Here is a 19,379-nt window from a genome sequence, read left to right as displayed (position 1 = left end):
GTCATTGATTTAGCTTGTTCAAACGTGCGGTCACAGACAAGCCGTGGGCCTCCAGGCTCTCGGACGCGGCCAAGCGTTCGGCGGCAGGCCCGATCGCGCGCAGGGCCTCGGGGGTCATGGAAGCCAACGTGGTGCGTTTCATGAAATCCAGCACGGACAGGCCGGAAGAGAACCGCGCCGAGCGGGCGGTCGGCAGCACATGGTTGGGGCCGCCGACGTAGTCACCGATGGCTTCGGGTGTCCATTGGCCGAGGAAGATCGCGCCTGCGTGGGTGATCTGCTGGCTTAGCGCTTCTGGGTCAGCGACGCAAAGTTCCAGGTGTTCCGGCGCGATGCGGTCACTGAGGGCCGCAGCGGCGGCCAGATCAGGCACGGTGATGATCGCGCCGAAGTCGCGCCAGCTGTCGCCTGCGATAGCGCGGCGTGCCAACGTTTGCAGGCGTTTGTCGACAGCGGCTGCGACGGCCTTGCCAAAGCTTGCATCCGTGGTGATCAGGATGGATTGGGCCGAGGGGTCGTGTTCGGCCTGGCTGAGAAGGTCGAGGGCGATCCAGTCGGGGTCGTTGTCCGCATCAGCAATGACGAGGATTTCGGATGGTCCTGCGATCATGTCGATGCCAACCTTGCCGAAAACACGGCGTTTTGCTGCGGCAACGAAGGCGTTGCCGGGACCGGTGATCTTGTCGACAGGCGCGATCGTTTCCGTGCCGTAGGCAAGCGCCGCAACGGCCTGAGCACCGCCAATCCGGTAGATTTCGTCAACGCCGGAGAGATAAGCGGCCAGCAGCACAAGCGGATTGAGCACCCCGTCAGGGGTCGGCACAACCATCGCCAGTCGCGACACGCCGGCGACCTTGGCAGGGATCGCGTTCATCAAGACCGAAGACGGATAGCTGGCAAGGCCACCGGGTACATAGAGCCCGGCCGCCGAGACGGGTGTCCAGCGCCAGCCCAGGGTTGCACCCGCGTTATCTGTCCACCTGGCATCCTGAGGAAGTTGGCGGGCATGGTAGTCGCGGATACGGGTCGCTGCCTGCTCAAGCGCCATGCGGTCTTCGCGCGCCACCCCGTCTGCGGCACGCGCGACCTCCTCGGGAAAGATGCGCAAGGTGTCGGGTGTCAGACTGATCCGGTCGAACTTTTCAGTCAGCGAAATGACGGCGGCATCACCATCTGCACGTACCTGTGCGATGATATCGGCAACCACGGCATCGACATCCGGGCTGTCTTCGCGTTTTGCGGTAAGAAGGTCAGTAAAGGCTGCTTCAAAGTCCGCAGACTGGCTGTCGAGAAAAGTGGGCATGGCGGGCGGTGCTCCGAAAGGGATTTCAAGCCTCCGGCGGGGTTTTTTGAACCATTTGGAAGCAGGATGCGGTTATGTGTCGTGGCTGGGGCGTTTGCCAGAGGGGGCTTTGTAGGGGCGCGTGACGTCCTTGAGGGTGGCTTCAAGCGCTTCGACGGAAAGGCGGATTGCGCCATCCCCGGCCAGCGTCAGCGTGACATGCCCGGAGGGGGCATCGGTATGTTCAAATGTGATATCCAACAGCGACAGAATGGTGTCGGCATCGCCTTGGGGGACACCCTGGCTGGCAACCTTCTGGACGCTGCTGAACACAAGCAGGGACTGGACGCGTTCGGTGCCGTGCCGGGCGCGCCCTTCGTCTTCCCAGCGCACGCGGTTCAGAAGCACCACAAAGCGGTCGGCCTTTCGGTCCCAGCGCATTTCGGAGGCAGGAAAGACGGCGTCCTGAGCGAGTGCCGCAATAACCTTGAGGTCATCGGCATCCATGGCGCCAAGGTTCAGCGGCGCTTCCTTGCCGTCTTCGAAGCGGGCGTCGTGGGTCATGCGTCCTTGATCCGTTCAATGTCGGCACCGATGCCAGAGAGCTTCGTCACAACGTGTTCGTACCCACGGTCAAGGTGGTAGACCCGCGCGACCTTGGTTTCGCCTTCCGCCGCAAGGCCCGCAAGGATCAGAGAGACCGAAGCGCGCAGGTCGGTCGCCATGACAGGCGCACCTTTCAGGCGCTCAACCCCCGTTACAGTGGCGGTGCCGCCGTGCACTTCGATTTCCGCGCCCATGCGGATCAGTTCAGGCGCGTGCATGAAACGGTTCTCGAAGATTTTCTCCTCAAGGTGCGACGTTCCGTCGGCTGTGCACAGCAGCGCCATCATCTGGGCTTGCAGATCGGTTGGAAAGCCGGGAAACGGGGCGGTCGTGACGTCCACCGCGCGGATGCGGCCGTTTTTCCGGGCGACTTTTAGACCCGTTTTGGTTTCGCTCACGCTGATGCCCGCCGCGTCCAGTCTTTCGCAAAAGCTTTCCAGCAAGTTGATGCGCCCGCCAAGGCATTCCACCTCACCCCCGCAGATTGCGGGCGCGAGCATATATGTACCAAGCTCAATCCGGTCACTGACCACGCGGTGCGTCGCACCATGCAGGCGATCAACCCCCTCGATGGTGATCGATGACGTGCCATCGCCGTCGATGTGGGCACCCATGGCACGCAGGCAGGTGGCCAGATCGACGATTTCAGGTTCGCGTGCAGCGTTGTTGATGACCGTCGTTCCCTTCGCCAGCGTGGCGGCCATCATGATGTTTTCCGTCGCCCCGACAGAGGCGAAGGGAAAATCGATCACAGCGCCCTTGAGTTTGCCCCCTTGAGCCTTTGCATGCAGGTAGCCGTCGCGCAGTTCGATTTCCGCGCCCATTTTTTCCAGACCATCGGTGTGGATGTCCATCGGCCGCGCGCCGATGGCACAACCACCGGGAAGCGAAACCTCTGCATGGCCCTCACGCGCGAGGAGCGGGCCGAGCACAAGGTTGGAGGCGCGCATCTTGCGAACGATGTCATAGTCAGCGCGGGTGTTGATCGTAGCGTGGCTGGACATGGCCAGCACCTGACCGTCTTGCAGGGATGTCACCTCTGCGCCGAGCGATTGCAGGAGTTGGGTCATCGTGCGGATGTCACTGAGACGCGGCGCGCCGGTCAACGTCAGTGGCTCGTCGCTCAGCAAGGTGGCGGGCATCAGCGTAAGACACGCGTTTTTCGCCCCCGCGATTGGAATTTGCCCCGACAGCGGTGCACCGCCCCTGACCAGAATGGAATCCATATGTCTTAGCTTTCCTGCTCGGAGCCCTTTGAGGCACCTGTTTTTACTGCCGTCCGCGCATCGCCCTGCCCTGCCCGCGCACGCGCTTGGGCCTTGCGTCGCGCCATGTTGGCCTTCAGCGCGGATTTGAGCCTGTCTTCGCGGTTCCGATCCGATTTGCGTGGCCCTGAGGAAGATGATTGCGATGCCATGGTGTCTCTCTATCTCAGGGCGCAGGGAGCGTCCAGATTAGGCTTGCACGACGCCCCTTAAGCCGCTAATCACCCCGCTCATCGGCGCTGCTGTAGCTCAGAGGTAGAGCACTCCCTTGGTAAGGGAGAGGTCGAGAGTTCGATTCTCTCCAGCAGCACCATTTCTGTTGAGCGCTGACTTTCCTGTACGGTCTTTGAATGGATAGCCACCTGCTGACAATTCCTTTGCCTTATGTTTTTCGGCACCTCGAGAGGATCGACGCGCCCGGCTCCAACGCGAGCCTTGGAGAGTACCGTCCCCTTCTGCGGCATCTCCAATAGCCTGCGCCACCACTGAACGGGACATGGATACAGATCAACGAAAGTGTCATTCGAGGCACGGATTCTCTCTCCCAAGCAGGCAGAAAGGTACAAGCCTTTCAGGTTTTGGGTGCCATTCGAGCTTCAGGCCGTCTTTAACGCGACAGGTATGGACCGATGGGAGAAGGGGTGTCGGCTGAAGCGCGGGAGCAGCGGAACAAGAAGTGCATTGGTGGCACGGAGGCCAGGAATGAGCCGCCGCGAGGGGGCAAGCACGCGCATTGATCGGTTTAGCAGACAGGTGTCATGAGCCTCGATATGGACATTCTCCAATGCTGTTTGATCCGGTCTTTCGATGGGACGCGGGACGCAAAACCTGTTAGCCTTCGTGGCCTGACACAAGGAACGGGTGGGGATAAACATGATCGATCAGCCGTGGAGCAAGTATTACTCGACAGATGCACGAAATTTCGATCTGGCCAATATGGGTGCCCAGACGATATCTGAAATGATTGATCAGTCAGCAGCGACTTTTGGAACGCAAAAGGCACTTACGACAATACTGCCCACGGGGGCCGAAACCTCGATCACCTTTTCGGACCTGCGCACGCAGGCGGAGTGGTTTGCTGTCTACCTGCGTGATGTCTTGGGTCTGGAACACGGCGGCACCGTGGCAGTGATGACAGCCAATTGCATCGGGTTCGGTGTGGCATCTTTGGGGATTGCCAAGGCAGGCTGCATCGCGACCAATGTAAACCCTCTCTACACGCCGGCGGAAATGCAGCATCAACTGAACGACAGTGGCGCCCAAGTGCTGGTGATCATCGACCTGTTTGGCGACAAGGCGGATGAGGTGGTGAACAATACTGCCGTGCGCAAGGTCGTGACGGTTTCCCTGCTTGAGTATTTTCCCCCTCTGAAGCGGGCCTTGCTGAACTTTGTCCTGAAGCGGGTGAAGAAAGCCATTCCACCGATGCAAACGAAACATATCACCTTTTCGGCTGCCTTGGCGGCAGGTCGCGCCCGCGCTGGAGGGGCCGATATTCCGAGCTACACGGCAGATGTGAAACACAGCGACACGGCGCTTTATCAATACACAAGTGGCACCACTGGACGCAGCAAGGGCGCGGAGCTTAGCCACAGGGCGATACTGGCCAACGCCTATCAGGCGGAGCTGATGACGAACAGCTTGAGGCGTTCGGGCGGCGAGACGGCGCTGGTGGTTTTGCCGCTTTATCACATCACCGCCTTTGCCCTGATTTTCATCGCAGGGCTGCGTACCGGCGGTCATTGTGTCCTGGTGCCAAGTCCGAGGCCCCTGTCAAACCTCAAGGCGGCTTTCGAAAGGCACGATGTGACCTGGTTCTCGGGTATCAACACGCTGTTTGCCGCGCTTCTGACAGAGGATTGGTTCAAGAAGGAAATGGTGCAGAACCTGCGGTTCTGCGGGTCGGGTGGTGCCGCACAGACCACAGGTGTCGCGCAAAAGTTCAAAGACTTGACCGGCAAAGAGATCTGTCAGGGTTACGGCATGACCGAATGCGCCGGGGTGCTGACGCTCAATCCGGTCGATGACAATCGATTTGGATCAGTCGGTATTCCAGTCCCCGGAACTGAAGTGCGTATCGTTGATGATGAAGGCAAGGACGTGGCCCAAGGCCAACCGGGCGAGGTGATCGGGCGTGGACCAACGCTCATGAAAGGCTATTTGAACCGACCTGATGCGACCGCAGAAACGATCGTCGATGGGTGGCTTCATTCGGGCGATATCGGCGTGGTGGACGCCGATGGTTTCATCGAGATCGTCGACCGAAAGAAAGACATGATCCTCGTGTCCGGCTTCAACGTTGCACCGAATGAGATCGAGGATACAATTTCGCGTCTGCCAGATGTGGCGCAGGTCGGTGTTGTTGGCATTCCCGATGAAAAGACAGGAGAAGCCCCCGCTGCCTTCATTGTCCGCGCAGCTTCCAGCGTCACGGAAGAACAGATACTGGCCGCCTGTCGCAAGGACCTGACCAGTTACAAAATTCCGAAGCTGGTCAGATTTGTCGATGAAGTGCCTGTGACCCTGTCAGGCAAAGTGCTGCGCCGGGAGTTGAGGGAGCAGTATTTGACCTGATCGGCAATCAAGCGGCGTGAATATTCCGCACCACTTTGCCTGACGGTGCTTTTTCGTTTACCTGATATTCATTCGGTGACAGCCTGCGGAAGCGAAGAAGCCGCGAGGACACCAGATGTCGGACATCTTGTTTTTTGCTCTGTTCATATTTGTCCCGCTGTTGATTGTGTTCGCAACGAAGCGGATCAAACTGGCAGGCGCAATCGGCGCCATCGTGATTTGCTATGCGATTGGGCTATCGCTGGGCTTGTCGAACCTTTTGCCAGACGCAGCCGAGGGACCGCGCAAGACACTGTCGGAGGTCAGCCTTGTCTTTGCTTTGCCGCTGTTGCTTTTCTCGGTGGACTTGCGCGCTTGGGGCAAGATCGCCGGCAAGGCACTGCTATCCATGTTTTGCGCAGTACTGGCTGTCTCTTTCACGGCAACCGTCTTGTATTTCTGGCTGCAGGCACGCGGCACCTCCGATAGCGAGCAATTCTCTGCCATGGCTGTTGGCATGTATACTGGCGGGGTCGCGAACCTTGCCGCAATGAAAGTGGCGCTCGCGATCCCGGATGCCCGGTTCACGCTGTTTGCCACCGTAGATACGGCGGTCGGAGGGCTTTATCTGCTGTTCATGTTGACGCTGGCCAAGCCGGTTTTCGGTCGCTTCTTGCGGCCATTCGATGCAACCGCGCGACAGGATGGTGTCGCTGATCAAGCGGAGGATGCCCCTGGTCGGCAGGAAATGATCGTGTCGGTGATGATCGCTCTTTTCGCGGCGGGTATCTGTGTCGGCCTTTCACTTGTTCTTGCACCCATCATCAGTTTTGCACAGTTTGAGATTACGGTGATCGTGCTGCTGACGACTTTCGGTCTGGTTGCCTCTCTCATTCCTTACCTGCGGGCAAACAGGATGGCCGAGCCGACTGGCATGTTTCTGATCTATGTCTTCACATTCTGCATCGCCGCATCCCTTGATCTGAGCGCTGTGATTGGCGCTGATCTGACGATCGTGGCTTTCGTGCTTTTGGCAACAGCGGGTACGGTCCTGATCCATGCCCTGCTTTCCAAGCTGATGGGCATCGACGTGGAGACATTCGTTGTGACATCGGTCGCGGCGCTTCTCTCCCCTGCATTCGTTCCCATGATTGTCGAACGCCTGCGCAATCCGGCGCTTTTGATGTCCGGGGTTTCAGTTGGTATTCTGGGTTTTGCCATTGGCAACTACCTTGGCATTTCGCTGGCGCTGGTGCTGGCGCGATAGACAGCCCGAGGAGCTGACATGGATCATCAAATCCTTCCGCAAAACGGGCGCCCCGAGGCTGATGTCCTGGAGGATCTGCAAAGCTTTGCGGCGCGGGACCCGCATTACAAGGAGGGTCGGCTATGGAGCCTCGTCTACCACCTTGATGACGCCCATGACAGATTTCTGAGCAGCGCCTATGCGCAATATGCGTCGGCAAACGGCCTGAATCCGGCGGCATTCCAAAGCCTGAAGAGGATGGAAACCGAAGTCATCTCGATTTTGGCCGGACTGCTCAATGGGGGGCCCGACACCTGCGGTGTCATGACCGCGGGCGGCACGGAAAGCTGCCTGATGGCCGTCAAGACGTACCGCGATATGGCACGCAAGCGCCGAAAGGTCCGGCGCCCCAACATGATCCTGCCGGAGACCGCACATGTGGCCTGGTTCAAGGCGTCGGAATACTTCGGCGTGAAGGTCAGGCTGCTGCCCATCGGAACGGACCACACGCCAGACCTGAGCAAGCTGCCAAAGCTGATCAATTCGAACACTGTCATGGTCTTGGGGTCCGCGCCGGAATATCCGTTCGGGCAGATCGATCCGATCGAAAAGATGGCCGCGACGGCGCAGGATCACAAAGTACCCCTGCATGTCGATGCCTGTGTCGGTGGTTTCATTCTGCCATTCATGGAGATGAACGGCGTGGATTTTCCACCTTGGGACTTCCGGGTGCCAGGTGTTACGTCCATCTCCGCTGATCTTCACAAATACGGCTATGCCGCCAAGGGGGCATCGACCATCCTCTACCGCGACCTCGAAACGCTGAAACACCAGATGTTTGTGTATGAGGAGTGGCCCGGAGGCATCTTTGCCTCGCCGGCCTTGCTTGGGACACGCCCGGGGGGTGCCTATGCCGCCGCATGGGCAACGCTGCAAAAGATCGGCACCGACGGTTACCGCGCGTTGGCGCGACAGACCTGCGAAGCGGTGGAACAGATGAAGGCGGGCATGGAAGACATAGACGGCTTGGCCGTCATTGGAGCGCCAACCGGGCCCCTGATTGCCTATCGATCAATCGATAAGAAGTTGGATATCTTTGCGGTTGCGGCGCAGATGGAACAGTCCGGGTGGAGCATGAACCGGACCCAGAAACCCGATGGTATTCATGCGATGGTCACCGCACAGCATCTGGCTGTGGTGGAGCAATATCTGGCAGATTTGAAGGATGCCGTGGAGACCGTGCGTCGACATCCGGAAATCGCCAGGACCGGGAGTGCGGCAACCTACGGAATGATGTCACATGTCCCGATGCGCGGGATGGTCAGGAAACGGGTTCTGAACATCTTTGCGGAGATGTATCGCGCCGGGGGCGCCGAATTCGACCTGAATACAGCCGGAAAGCCTACGATGCTGGAACGCGTGATGGCCAAATATGTGGCGTGGAAGGCAAGACGCAGCCGTTGAAAGGCACCACCCGAACCCCAGCCGTGCTGACGCCGCATTGTGTAGCGGCTCAGGGTCAGCGGCTGGATGTGGTCGACGTGACGCTCGTTGACGACGTCGTCGTTGAGGTCGTGGTAGTTCCAGTCAGGCTGCCCGTCGCAGCACCCGCAATCAACGCGGCAAGGGAATTCCTCAGCACCCCCTGATCAGGGGGGACCAGGCCATGACCGACCAAACCCTGAGAGCCAGTCGGCGACGGCCGCACCTGGATTTCCACGGACTGTGCCGAAGCCATCGATCCTGCTGCAACTATCAGAACTAACATCAAAAATTTGCTAGAAATCTCCATAAGATTTGCCTTTCTTGAGAACTGATAGAGCCTACTTCTCAGGCAGGCACTGGATACCCTAATATGGGGGCATTTGGTTTTTCGATCGGTCAAGAGCCACGTATACTGGCCTTTCGAGGTCAGGATTATTTTCACGAAAGAAATTGGCTAACCCGTTGAGAAGAACAGATACCGTCAAGACGGCTGCGCTGTTTCCGTAATAGAAACAATTGCGTCTCCCAAATCGCCAAACCACTGCCCGATTGCCGCCACAAATCGGCGTTAACAGTTCCCCAAAGCTGTTGGAGCCATCCCTATGTATCTGTCCGTCGTCGTCCCCTGCATGAACGAGGAAGGGTCAATCCCTTCTCTTGTCGCGCGGCTGGCCGATGCGATTGGCCCTTACAAGGACCGCGCAGAGATTATTCTGGTCGACGACGGTTCGACCGACGCCACCTGGGCGGCCATCAAAGCGGCACAGCAGATTTGCCCGCAGGTGCGTGGCGTACGGATGTCCATCAACCGGGGACATCAAATTGCCCTGACCGCCGGACTTGAGGCGGCGCTGGGTGCCCGTATCTTCATGCTGGATGCAGATTTGCAAGACCCGCCCGAACTGCTGGCCGACATGATGACGATGATGGATCGCGGCTATGACGTTGTCTACGGACGTCGCGCGGAACGCCAGGGCGAGACGCTGTTCAAGCGCGCCACTGCCCACATGTTCTACCGGGTTCTGAATGCAATGTCGGATGTGGATATTCCCCGGGATACCGGTGATTTCCGGCTGGTCAGCCGGACGGCGCTGGACGCCGTGCTGGCGATGCCGGAAAAAGCGCGCTTCATCCGGGGCATGTTCGCCTGGGTCGGGTTCCGCCAGATCGGTATCGAATACAGCCGCGCAGCGCGTGAAGTGGGTGAGACGAAATACCCCTTCCGCAAGATGCTGCGCTTTGCAATAGACGCAATGACTGCGTTTTCCACCAAACCGCTGAAACTGGCCACACGGCTGTCTTTCGTCAGCCTTGGCGTCGCGGCGCTGATGATGATCTATGTCTTCCGGTCACTGATCCTATATCAGACTGCGCCGGGCTGGGCGTCGGTGGTGCTTGCGATTTCGGCATTCTCCGGCGTTCAACTGCTGACCCTCGGCATCTTGGGCGAATACATCGGCCGTCTTTATGTCGAGGCCAAAAACCGCCCCCTCTACTTTGTTTCCGAAGATACCCGCGCGGCAGAATCCGCGCCTCCTGTACTGCTTAAAAAGCGAGCTTGATCTATGAAACTCCCTAATCAGTTTATGCGCTTCGCGCTTGTCGGTATTGTCGTTGCGGCGACTTACGTGGCCCTTTATTTGCTGTTCATGGCTGTCGGCCTGACCCAGAGCCTGTCGAACGCGGGCGCGTTCCTTTTGGCGGTGGCGCTGCAATATGTCGGGCAAGCCGGCTTTACCTTCGGCGCCAAGTTGAGTGATGCCCCGCAGGCCACACGTTTTGGATTGATGATCTGCTGCGGTCTGATCACTTCTGCCTTGATCACCGGGGTATTCGGACCGGGGATCGGCCTGCCAAACTGGTTGTCTGCGGTGGTCGTGACCGTGGTCCTGCCATTCCAGAATTACCTGATCATGACCCGCTGGGTATTCCTCACTCCGGGCAAGCGGGTGGATGCCACCCAATGACACACGTCTACAACGATACCTTCTTTGACTATATCGACCATGGCGCGCGCAGTTCCGCGCAGGCCCTGACGGGGTTGCTGGCTGCCTGGCTGGCGCCCAAATCAGTTCTGGATCTGGGCTGTGGCCGGGGCGTCTGGCTGGATGAATGGCAGCGCGCGGGCGCAAGGGATGTCCTGGGTGTTGATGGTGATTACGTGGACCGCAGCCAGTTGGCGATCCCGGCGCAAAGCTTTGTCGCCGGTGATCTGACCGCGCCGCTGAACCTGAGCCGCCACTTCGATCTGGCTCAAAGCCTTGAGGTCGGGGAGCATCTGCCCACCGCTGCATCGGACGCCTTGGTGGACAGCCTGACGCAGGCTTCGGACCGGGTGCTGTTTTCGGCTGCGGTTGTCGGTCAGGGTGGGGAGTACCACGTCAACGAACAGCCCTTGTCGTTCTGGCAGGCGAAGTTCGAAGAACGCGGCTTTCGCGCCTATGACTGCCTGCGGCCCTATCTGAAGAAGAACAAGGATGTGGAGCCGTGGTACCGCTACAATGCCGTGCTTTATGTTCAGCAGGATGCAACCTTTGATCTGCCAGACGCGATCCGGCAGCATGCGCTTGATGATGGCCAGATCGTGAAGAACGCCGGTGATCCGATGTGGCGCCTGCGGCGCAGCGTCGTTTCACAGCTGCCGCAAGGCGCAGTGACCCGCCTTGCACAAGCACGCGCCGCAGTCCTCGCGGCAAAAGCGCGTCGTGGCCAAACCGTCCAGGGCTAAGCCCATGACCCACGTTGCCAGTAATCCCGCCCTGATGGGGATGACCCGCCCTGCGGGTGGATTGCGACTGTGGCCCACATATCTGGTGGCACTGCTTTGCGTGGCTCTGATCAGCCTGCCGAACCTCATCGACCCGATGATGCGCTATGATGATTTTCCGGCGCTGATGGCAGAACCGGCCGGGTTTTGGGAAAAGACCCTGCACGAAGGGCGCTGGGTCAATTACCTTTGGCATGAGCGGGGATTTGTCACGCCCTCCTGGCTCAATTTTGCGATCTACCAGATGCTTTGGGCGTTATTTGCTGCATCACTGGCTGTTGCGGCTGTCGGTCGGCATGGCCAGCCATTGTTTACAGGTATTCTGGCACTGATGGTGGTCCTCGCCCCCTCTGCGCTGCTGATCTCCTTGTGGTTCAACACGCTTTTGCCGGGTCTTGCGCTGGTCAGCCTCTACGCCTGGCTGGGCACCTGGATGCGCGCGGGAACGCACCGCGGGCTGCTGCCGCCCTTTGTCGTGGTGACCTTTATGGCCTATACCACCTACCCGTTGCTGCTACTGGCCGTTTGCCTTGTCCGAAGCGAAAACCGGTCGGTGCGCGATCTGGTCGGACTGCTTGGTCTGTTCATCGTCAGCTTCGCGGCGGCAGTGCTGTGTGTCTATACCATCAATTTGGTGGTGCACGGCGTGTTTGGTGTCCCGCTGGCCGATTGGCGCGAAGCGACACCAGCGCATGACGTTGCCGGTGTGGTCGCGAACCTGTCCCTTGTTCAGCAAAGCATCACAGGCTTTCTGATCTCAACCAGCTTTGGATTCACATCGGTTGCGTTCATTCACATGGGGCTGCTCTGCTTGGCCACGGTCGTGTTGCTACGGCGCGCCCCGACAGAGGCTGCGTATCTGCACGCCGGTCTCTGGATCGGCATGGCGCTTGTTGTCGTGCAAATTCTGAAGATGGGTGCGCCCGCTCCTCCGCGTGGCTTTGCCTTTGCCTGGGTGTTTTACGCCCTGATGATCGTCCGTGCCGCGCAATTGCTAAAGGCACAAGGCGGCATTGGCGGGCGATTGGTGCAAAACGCCGTACTGCTGATGATTGGCGGATATATCGTGTTTACCTTCCAGCAATATGCCAGCTATCGGCCGTGGCAGCAGGAAACCCGCGCGCTCGCGGCGGTAGTCGCAAAGGGGGATATCCCCGTCACAATCATCGGCGATGTCCTGCAACTGCCTTCAGCCCAAAAAGCGTTGATAAACAACCCGCTTGGCCTTGAGTTCCGCATGGATCAACTCACGGGTCAGCGTATCACCCTCTGCGACACGCCCACCTGTGACGCAGCGCAAAGCGGTGCAGTATTCCACGTGACCGACAAAGGTCTGTTGAAACGATAGCGTTCAACCCAAACGCGCCAGCAGCTCCGGCGATGGATCACCGGTTGCGGCCACTCCGATACTGGATTGATAGGCACTGATCGCCGCGCGGCTGTTGGGGCCGATGACCCCATCACTGCCCTGGGTGTCGAAACCCCGTGCGGTCAGCCGTTGTTGCAGCGCCACGCGGTCATCCTTGGTCAGCCCATATTTGTCGGGTGGGAAACTGCCCCGGATCGGACCGCCTCCGAGAATGCGATCCGCCAGATGTCCCACCCCGATCGCATAGCTGTCTGAGTTGTTATAGCGTTTGATCACCCGGAAATTGGAGGTGACGTTGAACACCGGTCCGCCCGGCTGGGGTTGCAGTCGTGACCCGCCCGGTGCCCCGCTGCCCGCTTCGCCGCCCCACTTCAGGCCACGTGTCCAGCCGTTGCGCGACAGATAGGCTGCGGTCGAAGCAAGGGAATCCGCCGGATCATCCGACCAGATATCGCGCCGCCCGTCGCCGGTGAAATCCACGGCAAACGCCTGATAGGAAGTCGGAATAAATTGCGTGTGGCCCATGGCACCTGCCCAGGAACCGGTCAAGCGGTTCGCGGTGATATCCCCGTTTTGCAGGATCTTCAGCGCCGCAATCAGCTGCTTTTCGAAGAACGCCCCGCGTCGGCCATCATACGCCAGCGTGGATGTGGCGGAGATCACCGGCACATTGCCGCGCCGTTCGCCATAGAAACTTTCCAATCCCCAGACCGCGGTCACGACGCTTGCTGCAACGCCGTATTTTGCTTCCACTGCGTTCAGTGTGCTGCGATGGCGTGCATAGGCCGCGCGGCCCTTGGCCACCCGTTCATCAGAGGCCGCAATGGCCAGATAATCCTCAAGCGTGCGGCTGAATTCAGTCTGGTTACGGTCGCGCTTGACCACACCCGGCAGATAGCCTGCGCCGCGAAACCCCACGTTCAACGTTGACTGGGAAATGCCCTGTCCGGCAGCACGCCCCCGGAATGCCGCGACCCAGGCGTCATAGCCTGCATTGGGCACCGGGCGCAGGTCGGCAGGCAGGCTGTTACCGCCCGATGCGCCTGCGCTGTTCCCGGCGCGTGGGCCAAGAACACCGGTGCCAGTTGTGCAGGCGGACAAGCTGACGGCACCCAATCCGAATGCGAATGCTCTACGTGACGTCTTCATGGCCCACCTCATTATGTTTTGCCTTGGTGTAGCGCATGAAAAACCCCGCGCAAAGCGGGGTTTGAGCCATTTTGATCTTTAGGCGGCGGGCCGCGAGTGTCAGGCCGCCACGCCACCCGGCCCGTCAGACAACACCTCAACGTCCGAAAAGTCATGCACGGCCGTGTTGGCGTTCGGATAGGCTTTGCACCGGACGCCCGCTGCCTGGGCGGCCAGGATGCCCGGGCGGTTGTCCTCTATCGCGACAACGTCTCTGGGATCGAGCTTCAGCTGATCAAGTGCATATTGATAAAGTGCTGGTGCCGGTTTTGGTGCGAGCCCCAGTTCCTCGGAGGTGATAAGGTCTATGCCCAGCGCCTCCGCCCCGCCAAAACCGTCAACAAGTGCGTCCAGGCTGGCGCGCAGAGTTCCACTGACGAAGGCAACCGGAAGGTCAAGCGCGCGCGCCTCGGCCAGAAGCGCGCGGGTGCGCGGTCGCATGGACAACTGGCCCGTCCGAAGCGCGTCCGCAAAAAACGCGGACTTGCGGGCATGCAAGGCGGCGACATCGACTTCGACACCCTTTTGTTCGGCAAAGGCGGCGATACGGTTCTTTCCGCCGGAACTGGCCAGCATCCCGCGGTAGGTGTCTTCGGACCAATGCCAGTCGAGGCCTGCCTCCCCGAAGGCGGAATTAAAGCACCTGCGCTGCATGTCGGAGGTGTCGGAAAGAACACTGATGGAACCGATAAAGAGGGCTTTCATGGATACAACTCCCGAATTAGAAGAATCTTTAATCTGCTGTGAACAACGGCACAGTCGACAGGGACATTTTGGCAGAACCGTTCTGCACGTCCCGCGCGTGGCTGATATAGAGCAGCGTGTTGTTGTCCTCGTCGAAGATGCGCTTGAGGCGGATGGATTTGAAGATGATCGAACGTCGCGCGCTGAACACGTCCTCTCCTTCGTCGCTGCGGTCTATGTCTCCGATTTCAATCGGGCCAGTCTGGCGGCAGGAGATCGAAGAATTCGACGGATCCTCGAACCAGTTGCCCTTTTGCAGCCGGTCGATCAGCCCGCGTTCGAAGTAGGAAACGTGGCAGGTCACACCTTTGACCTTCGGATCCCGCACCGCTTCGACCACGATATCGTTTCCCAGCCAATCCACGTCGACATTACCCACGACATCGGCGTGGAGCGGGGAAAAAGCAATGAGTGACAGGGCGGCGGCGGTGTATTTGACGTGAAGCATGCTGACAAACGCAGATATGCCGAAAAGGTTCCGCGGCTGTGTGAAAGGATGTCGCAGGGGTGTCGAAAAAGTTGCACATCGGCGCGTTGGAACATATCAAGAACACATGGCAAGGATGACATTGAAAGATAAACTGGCCCTGCTGAGCGATGCGGCGAAATATGACGCCTCTTGCGCAAGTTCGGGCACGGCAAAACGCAGTTCGGCGGATGGCAAGGGCCTGGGCAGTACCGAAGGGTCCGGGATCTGTCACGCCTACGCGCCGGATGGTCGGTGTATCAGCCTGCTGAAGATCCTGATGACGAATTTCTGTATCTACGACTGTGCCTATTGCATCAACCGCGTGTCCTCCAACGTGGAACGCGCGCGCTTCACGCCCGAAGAAGTGGTCCATCTGACCATCGAGTTTTACAGACGCAACTATATCGAAGGTCTGTTCCTGTCCTCCGGCATCATCAAATCGCCGGATGATACGATGGCCGATATGGTCCGCATCGCGCGCACGCTGCGGCAGGAACAGCACTTTCGCGGTTATATCCACCTCAAGACAATCCCGGACGCCGCACCGTCCTTGATCGAAGAGGCCGGGCTTTATGCTGACCGCTTGTCGATGAACATCGAACTGCCCACCGATGCGGGGCTGAAGAATTACGCGCCCGAGAAGAACCCCGATCAAATCCGCCGCGCGATGGGCAACGTCAGGCTGCGCAAGGAGGAATTGAAAGCGCCGACCTATACGGGCCGCAAAGCGCCCAAGTTTGCCCCCGCGGGGCAATCGACACAATTGATCGTAGGCGCGGATGGGGCGAACGACCGGACGATCCTGCAAAGCTCCACCCGTCTTTATAGTTCCTACAAGCTGAAACGGGTCTATTATTCCGCCTTTTCTCCGATCCCTGACAGCACTGCGAAATTGCCCCTGATCAAACCGCCGCTGGCGCGGGAGCATCGTCTGTATCAGGCGGATTGGCTTTTGCGTTTCTACGGCTTTGACGCGGATGAGATCGCCCCAGATGCGGGCGATGGCATGCTGGATCTGGATGTTGATCCAAAGCTGGCGTGGGCCCTGAGCAATCGCGCGGCCTTTCCGGTGGATGTGAACCGGGCAAGCCGGGAATTGTTGCTGAGGGTTCCGGGCTTCGGGACGAAATCGGTGGGCCGTATCCTCAAGGCACGGCGCAACGGGGCCTTGGGATACGATGATCTGCGCCGCATCGGGGCGCTGGTCAAGAAGGCGAAACCCTTCATCGTGGCACGGGATTGGCAGCCCGGCGGACTAACCGATGCGGCCAACCTGCGCGCCCGTTTCGCCCCCCCGCCCGAGCAGTTGAGCCTTTTGTGAAATACAGCGTCACCTTGCCCCGTCTCGGTACCTTCGACGTCTGGCGCGATGCGGCGCGCGCCCTCGCGGGAGCCGATGTCGCATCCGACGCAATCGCGTGGCGGATGGAGGGGGACACCGTCGGATTGTTTGAGGGGGACGCCCATGCCCTGCCCCCAATCACCGCTCCTCTGAATGTGCCGCGCGCGTTTCCAACACTTGCCAAGCAGGTGATCACCGCACGCAACGGCGCAGCGCCCCATCTGCTGTATGACCTGTTGCTGCGGTTGCGCGACGCCCCGAAGTTGCTGAACAATCGTGCCGACCCGATGGTTCAGCAGGCGTCGGAAATCGCCAAGAACATCCGGCGCGACATGCACAAGATGAAGGCCTTCGTGCGCTTTCGGGAGGTCACTCAAGCGGGCGCCAACCGGCGGCAATTCCTGTCCTGGTTCGAACCGGATCATCGGATCGAGGAGCTGATTGCACCGTTCTTCACGCGCCGCTTTGGCGACATGGACTGGGTGATCGTCACACCCGAGGTGACAACCCGCTTCGAAGGCGGCGCGCTGAGCCACGAAGCCGTGCGTTCCGACCGGCTGGAATTGAGCGATGATACGGAGGAGTTGTGGCGCACCTATTATGCCAACATCTTCAATCCCGCCCGGCTGAAGATAAAGGCCATGCAGTCGGAAATGCCCAAGAAGTACTGGAAGAACCTGCCGGAGGCCGCGCTGATCCCTGACATGATCGCAACGGCGGAAGCGCGCGCGCAACAGATGCAGGACAGCGCACCGAGCCTTGCACCGGCGCGTGCCGATCGCATCCTTGCACGACTGCCCGACCGCACGCCGACGGACGCTGGCCCCCTTGCAGGACTTTCGGCTTGCACGCGTTGTCCTTTGGGCACGATGGCCACCCAGGGCGTCCCCGGCGAAGGGCCACAGGATGCGCGATTGATGATCGTCGGAGAGCAGCCGGGCGATCAGGAGGATCTGCAAGGCCGCCCCTTTGTCGGCCCCGCAGGACAGCTTTTCGATAGGGTGGCGGATGAGGCCGGCCTGGACCGTCAGGCGGCTTATGTCACCAATGCCGTGAAACACTTCAAGTTTCTGCCCCGTGGCAAACGCCGCATTCACCAGACACCGACGGCCTCCGAAGTGGATCATTGCCGATGGTGGCTGGAGCGGGAGGTCACCCATGTCCAACCCGTGTTGATGGTCGCACTTGGCGCGACGGCAGCACGTGCGCTGACGGGCGACGGGCGCGACATCACCCGTCGGCGTGGCCGGGTGGAAGCAGGTCTGAATGGTCTGCCCGTGCTGATCACGCTGCACCCCGCGGCCATTTTGCGCGCGCCGGATCCCGCGACCCGCGCAGCGCGCCAGGCGGAGTTGCGCGCCGATCTGGCCCGGGCGGTGGTAATGCTGGATGCCGCTTCTGGCGTACGGGACGTTATAGACACGTCGCAAACGACCCATTAGCCGTTCTTTGGAGGCACCCGCACAGGTGTGCCGAAGGGAGGCGCGGGATGGAGACCCGAACACCGGTGGAACGGCGCGGCAGACGCGGGCGGAAAGCATCGCTCGACGGATCAGGCACACCTAAGCGCGTTGTGAACTATCGCCAGTTGAAGAACCCCTTTCCACCGATGGAGGTGTTTTCAAAAGATCAGATCGCTGCGATGCATGATAATGCCCTGCGCATCCTGCAAGAACTGGGCATGCGGGTGCTGCTGCCTGAAGCGCGCGAGGTTTTTCGCAAGGCGGGCGCACGCGTGGTTGAAGACAGCCAGATGGTGTATCTGGACGCTGACATCATACAAGCGGCCATCGCCTCTGCGCCACGATCGATCATCGGGCATGCAGGATCGCCGGACCGCGACATCCTGCTGGAGCTTGGCAGCCTTGTGTTCCAACCCGGCGCTGGTGCGCCCCATGCGACCGACCTGAAAAGGGGACGCCGCCCCGGCACCGCGCGGGATTTCCGGGAACTTATACGCCTTACCCAGCATTTCGACGTCTTCCAGATGCTGCCCCCGCTGATCGAGCCGCAGGATGTCCCCACCCATCTGCGTCACTATTTCACGCTTGAGGCGCAATTGACCCTGTCCGACAAGTTTCCCTTCATTTTTGCGCGCGGCACGCCGCAAGTCAGCCAAAGCTTTGAGCTGCTGCAGGAATTCCGGAGCCTGACCGACGCGGCATTCGCCGCTGCGCCGCATTGCTATACGATCATCAACACCAACAGCCCGCGCACGCTTGATGTGCCAATGGCGCAGGGCATCATTGATTTCGCGCGGGCCGGGCAACTGGTGATTGTGACGCCTTTCACGTTGATGGGCGCGATGGCCCCGATCACCGTGGCTGGTGCGATCACCCTGAGCCATGCGGAGGCATTGGCCGCCATCACGCTGAACCAGCTCTGCAAACCCGGCGCGCCCGTGTGTTATGGCACCTTCACGTCTAACGTGGATATGAAATCGGGCGCACCGGCGTTTGGCACCCCCTCCCATTTCCAGGCCTCCCTTGCAGCCGGACAGCTGGCGCGGCATCTGGGTCTGCCCTGGCGATCGGCAGCGGGCTCAGCGGCCAACCTCAACGATGTGCAGGCGGCCAATGAAAATCAGATGGGTCTTTGGGGTTGTCTGATGGCCGGGGCAACGGTGGTGATCCATTCTGCCGGGTGGTTGGAAGGCGGGTTGAGCATTTCTTACGAGAAGCTGATTACCGATGTTGAAGTGCTGAACATGGTCGCCGAACTTTGTGCAGGGGCGCAGGCTGGCGCGGATGAGATCGGTTTTGATGGCGCCATTTCACATGTCGATCCCAGCGGTCACTTCTTTGCGGCACCCCAGACCATGGAACGTTATGCCACGGAATTCTATGAGCCGATTGTTCATGACTACGCCAATTTCGGAACTTGGACGGAACGCGGCGCACAAGATGCCTCCACCCGAGCGACGGCGATCTGGCAATCCATCCTGAATGAAGATGCGCCCCCGGCAACTGATTCTGAACGGGTTGCGGCGCTGCACGCACAGATTGAACGCTTGACAGCGGCAGGAGGCGCACCACCCGAAAGTTGACGTTCTGTTGATGAATT

The 19,379-nt window shown here is 59.7% G+C and carries 17 protein-coding genes and 1 tRNA gene; 11 read left to right on the top strand and 7 right to left on the bottom strand.

The annotated features are described in order from the left end of the window. Position 1: 1 nt before the first annotated feature. The 4 genes from hisD to AB4X18_RS11585 form a co-directional block, all read right to left on the bottom strand. On the bottom strand, positions 2-1,303 hold the full coding sequence (gene hisD / locus AB4X18_RS11600) for a histidinol dehydrogenase (RefSeq protein ID WP_370400231.1): 1,302 nt from the start codon (positions 1,301-1,303) through the stop codon (positions 2-4). 72 nt (positions 1,304-1,375) lie between these two features. Further along, positions 1,376-1,846: a DUF2948 family protein gene (locus AB4X18_RS11595; protein WP_370400230.1), complete on the bottom strand. Its 471-nt coding sequence runs from the start codon at positions 1,844-1,846 to the stop codon at positions 1,376-1,378. Then, positions 1,843-3,114, bottom strand: coding sequence for a UDP-N-acetylglucosamine 1-carboxyvinyltransferase (gene murA, locus AB4X18_RS11590; RefSeq protein WP_370400229.1), 1,272 nt, complete (start codon positions 3,112-3,114; stop codon positions 1,843-1,845). The genes AB4X18_RS11595 and murA overlap by 4 nt, the downstream gene beginning before the upstream one ends. Positions 3,115-3,119: 5 nt before the next feature. Next, on the bottom strand, positions 3,120-3,305 hold the full coding sequence (locus AB4X18_RS11585) for a hypothetical protein (RefSeq protein WP_370400228.1): 186 nt from the start codon (positions 3,303-3,305) through the stop codon (positions 3,120-3,122). Positions 3,306-3,391: 86 nt separating this feature from the next. Here AB4X18_RS11585 and AB4X18_RS11580 point away from each other — a divergent pair. From AB4X18_RS11580 to AB4X18_RS11545, 8 genes are all read left to right on the top strand, one after another. Further along, a tRNA-Thr gene (locus tag AB4X18_RS11580) sits at positions 3,392-3,466 on the top strand. 560 nt (positions 3,467-4,026) lie between these two features. Then, positions 4,027-5,727, top strand: coding sequence for an AMP-binding protein (locus AB4X18_RS11575; protein ID WP_432816616.1), 1,701 nt, complete (start codon positions 4,027-4,029; stop codon positions 5,725-5,727). 115 nt (positions 5,728-5,842) lie between these two features. Then, a complete protein-coding gene (locus AB4X18_RS11570) occupies positions 5,843-6,973 on the top strand; it encodes a DUF819 family protein (RefSeq protein ID WP_432816615.1) in 1,131 nt (376 codons plus the stop codon). 18 nt (positions 6,974-6,991) lie between these two features. Then, positions 6,992-8,416, top strand: a complete 1,425-nt coding sequence (locus AB4X18_RS11565) for a pyridoxal phosphate-dependent decarboxylase family protein (protein WP_432816614.1) — start codon at positions 6,992-6,994, stop codon at positions 8,414-8,416. A 623-nt stretch (positions 8,417-9,039) separates the two neighbouring features. Beyond that, a complete protein-coding gene (locus AB4X18_RS11560; RefSeq protein WP_370400223.1) occupies positions 9,040-9,999 on the top strand; it encodes a glycosyltransferase family 2 protein in 960 nt (319 codons plus the stop codon). Positions 10,000-10,023: 24 nt separating this feature from the next. Beyond that, on the top strand, positions 10,024-10,404 hold the full coding sequence (locus AB4X18_RS11555) for a GtrA family protein (protein ID WP_370400222.1): 381 nt from the start codon (positions 10,024-10,026) through the stop codon (positions 10,402-10,404). Continuing rightward, positions 10,401-11,165 carry a class I SAM-dependent methyltransferase gene (locus AB4X18_RS11550; protein WP_370400221.1) on the top strand — a complete coding sequence of 255 codons (765 nt, stop codon included), beginning with the start codon at positions 10,401-10,403 and terminating at the stop codon, positions 11,163-11,165. The genes AB4X18_RS11555 and AB4X18_RS11550 overlap by 4 nt, the downstream gene beginning before the upstream one ends. 4 nt (positions 11,166-11,169) lie before the next feature. Beyond that, entirely contained in the window at positions 11,170-12,552 is a 1,383-nt protein-coding gene (locus AB4X18_RS11545) for a hypothetical protein (protein ID WP_370400220.1), read from the top strand. A gap of 3 nt (positions 12,553-12,555) precedes the next feature. Here the strand turns inward: AB4X18_RS11545 and AB4X18_RS11540 are convergent, their stop codons facing one another. From AB4X18_RS11540 to AB4X18_RS11530, 3 genes are all read right to left on the bottom strand, one after another. Continuing rightward, positions 12,556-13,722: a lytic murein transglycosylase gene (locus AB4X18_RS11540; RefSeq protein WP_370400219.1), complete on the bottom strand. Its 1,167-nt coding sequence runs from the start codon at positions 13,720-13,722 to the stop codon at positions 12,556-12,558. Between the two features lie 99 nt (positions 13,723-13,821). Continuing rightward, positions 13,822-14,466 carry an HAD family hydrolase gene (locus tag AB4X18_RS11535; RefSeq protein WP_370400218.1) on the bottom strand — a complete coding sequence of 215 codons (645 nt, stop codon included), beginning with the start codon at positions 14,464-14,466 and terminating at the stop codon, positions 13,822-13,824. 28 nt (positions 14,467-14,494) lie between these two features. Next, a complete protein-coding gene (locus AB4X18_RS11530) occupies positions 14,495-14,953 on the bottom strand; it encodes a CreA family protein (protein ID WP_370400217.1) in 459 nt (152 codons plus the stop codon). Between the two features lie 106 nt (positions 14,954-15,059). Between AB4X18_RS11530 and AB4X18_RS11525 the strand changes: the two genes are divergently transcribed. Genes AB4X18_RS11525 through AB4X18_RS11515 form a run of 3 tightly spaced genes read left to right on the top strand, consistent with a single transcriptional unit; the run spans position 15,060 to position 19,362 of the window. Next, the gene (locus AB4X18_RS11525; protein WP_432816613.1) at positions 15,060-16,295 is read left to right on the top strand and encodes a putative DNA modification/repair radical SAM protein; all 1,236 of its coding nucleotides are present in this window, start codon (positions 15,060-15,062) and stop codon (positions 16,293-16,295) included. 14 nt (positions 16,296-16,309) lie between these two features. Beyond that, entirely contained in the window at positions 16,310-17,758 is a 1,449-nt protein-coding gene (locus AB4X18_RS11520; RefSeq protein WP_370400216.1) for a UdgX family uracil-DNA binding protein, read from the top strand. A gap of 47 nt (positions 17,759-17,805) precedes the next feature. Further along, on the top strand, positions 17,806-19,362 hold the full coding sequence (locus AB4X18_RS11515) for a trimethylamine methyltransferase family protein (protein WP_370400215.1): 1,557 nt from the start codon (positions 17,806-17,808) through the stop codon (positions 19,360-19,362). Positions 19,363-19,379: the final 17 nt, after the last annotated feature.

The organism is Sulfitobacter rhodophyticola, from assembly GCF_041281685.2.
Classification (GTDB): Bacteria; Pseudomonadota; Alphaproteobacteria; order Rhodobacterales; family Rhodobacteraceae; genus Sulfitobacter.
The sequence above is the reverse complement of the archived record's forward strand: the minus strand, read 5'-3'. Positions and strand labels throughout refer to the sequence as shown.